Origin of the sequence: Salipiger sp. 1_MG-2023 (genome assembly GCF_030547555.1) — a bacterium.
Taxonomy (GTDB): domain Bacteria; phylum Pseudomonadota; class Alphaproteobacteria; order Rhodobacterales; family Rhodobacteraceae; genus Salipiger.
Genome location: NZ_JAUOQN010000145.1, coordinates 1 through 1,996, shown reverse-complemented (window position 1 = coordinate 1,996; position 1,996 = coordinate 1). Strand labels below are relative to the sequence as shown.

General features: G+C 57.1%; 2 protein-coding genes and 1 pseudogene. 2 read left to right on the top strand and 1 reads right to left on the bottom strand.

All coding sequences use genetic code 11. The annotated features are described in order from the left end of the window. Positions 1-74: 74 nt before the first annotated feature. Positions 75-343: pseudogene (locus Q4543_RS24235) on the top strand (transposase); the annotation flags it as partial. A 136-nt stretch (positions 344-479) separates the two neighbouring features. Here the strand turns inward: Q4543_RS24235 and Q4543_RS24230 are convergent. Continuing rightward, a complete protein-coding gene (locus Q4543_RS24230; protein ID WP_303442685.1) occupies positions 480-1,025 on the bottom strand; it encodes a YaeQ family protein in 546 nt (181 codons plus the stop codon). Between the two features lie 351 nt (positions 1,026-1,376). Between Q4543_RS24230 and Q4543_RS24225 the strand changes: the two genes are divergently transcribed. Further along, positions 1,377-1,823, top strand: a complete 447-nt coding sequence (locus tag Q4543_RS24225) for a hypothetical protein (RefSeq protein ID WP_303442682.1) — start codon at positions 1,377-1,379, stop codon at positions 1,821-1,823. The last annotated feature ends 173 nt before the right edge of the window (positions 1,824-1,996 follow it).

Below are 1,996 nucleotides of genomic sequence, written 5' to 3'. Positions count from 1 at the left end.
GCTCCACCTGCGCCAATCGGCGTATCAACCCAAAGGACTCCGGTTCCGGCTGGATGAAAGTTCAGTGGCAGGTCAATGCCAGAAAAATCACCCGCGAAGAACATGAGGACGCGGGGCAGCTTGCCTGCAAGATCGCCAAGACCGAGCAATACGACATTTCAACGAAGCTCCGGAAAATAGTCGAGATGTTCTTGGCGCAACTCAAACGGATCCTTGACCAGAACAGGCTCCGATTGCGTGGCCCATGCGGCGCAAATGACGAATTTCTTCTCACCGCCGCCGCCCGGAACCTGCGGAAACTGGCCAAGATTCCCCAGCACCGCAGCAATTGCGAAACGCCTGACAGGGAAACCGCTCGCGCCATGTTCACCCGTCGATATCCTGCGCTCGCGAACGGGTGTTTTTCATGGAACCGGCCCGGGCTGACACATACCCAGAGGACGTGGTACCTAATTTACGAAGCCCGCTCTCTGCTTCGCCTAAGCGGCACCTTTCCATGTTTCGGGCGTGACGTAGACGATGTTGTCATCGACGCTGATCATCACCTCGCCGTCCTGAATATTGACCTGGAGCTTCATCGCCCGGCTGGCCAGCCTGCCCAATGCGGCGGCGTCGGTCTCCGAGAAGTTGATCACCCGCAGATTGTCGAAACGGGTGGTGCCGTTCTTGACCTTGTCCCACCACACGTCGGCCGTCTTGCCGCCATATGGGTAAACAACAACCTGCGCGGCTTTGCTGCAGGACTGCCGCATGACCTTCTCGCTCGGAAGCCCAAGGGCGACCCACACATCGATCTCGCCGCTCAGGCTCTTTTGCCAGATGTCAGGCTCGTCATCCGTGGACAGCCCTTTGGTCAATTCCAAATGCTCATGAGCATTCAGGGCAAAGGCGACGATGCGTAGCATCAGCCGCTCGTCGGTCTCGGAAGGATGCTTGGCAACGGTCAGTTTATGGATCTCGTAATAGTGGCGATCCATATCGCTGATCGACAGCTCGACCTTATAGATTGTGGCTTTTTGCGCCATGATCGTCCCAAACTCCCTTGGATCGGGCTACCTACCTCCTGCGACGATCTTTGGGAAGAGCATTCGGAGCCGAACAGCCAAGCTGCGAGAACGGCCTTTCTCAGCGGAGGTTCTATTCTGCACGGTGATGCGCTGAAACGGCTCCGACAATGTGACCGCCGCCCGCTGACATGACCGTCTTTCTTCATGGACCCTTGCGGGCCCAGCTTGGCAAATTGATGCCGTCCGGGACGGCCACATCAATAGGGTCCGCGCTTGCACCAAGTTCATTGACCTTTCAGGCGAGGGCGACGATCATCGCGTTTCAGGATCTCAATCATCTTGTCATTTCGAGCAAGTGGAGCGCTGACGGTGGAAGACGCGCGAAGCATCGCACAGGATTTTCTGGACCGCCAAGGTGAGGCAACCATCGCGGGGGATGTCGAAGCCACCGTCGGTTGGTGCGACATACCTTGCACGCTCGAGAGTTTTCGGGGGAAAATCGTCGCGACGACCGAAGCGGAAATTCGTGCCATTTGCGCGACGTTCATCGACAGCCTGAAGGCGAAACGGCTCACGCATATGATGCGCCGCTGTCTTGAGGCGGTGTACAATGACGACGACACGATCTGCGCGACCTACGAGACGCGCTACATTCAAGACGGGCACCAGCTGACCGAAGAGCCGTCTGTCGGTTTTGTCATTTTACGGCGTAGCGGTGACCGATGGAAAATCAGCAATATTCAATTCGCAGTCGGGAATGACAGCCCTGTCGATGTCACGCTGCGCGATTGGATGCGCGGGAGGGCCGAAAACTAGCAGTCCGGCATTACTCGTGGATCGTTTGGAAACCGTCAGGGGGTAGTCCCCCGATCTTAGGCGATGCGGAAGTAGAATTTTCTCGGCAGGATGAACGAGGAGATTCCGATGAAGAAGACACGATTCACAGAAGCGCAGATCATGCACTGCCCGGCAGGGCATTGCGCCGCAAT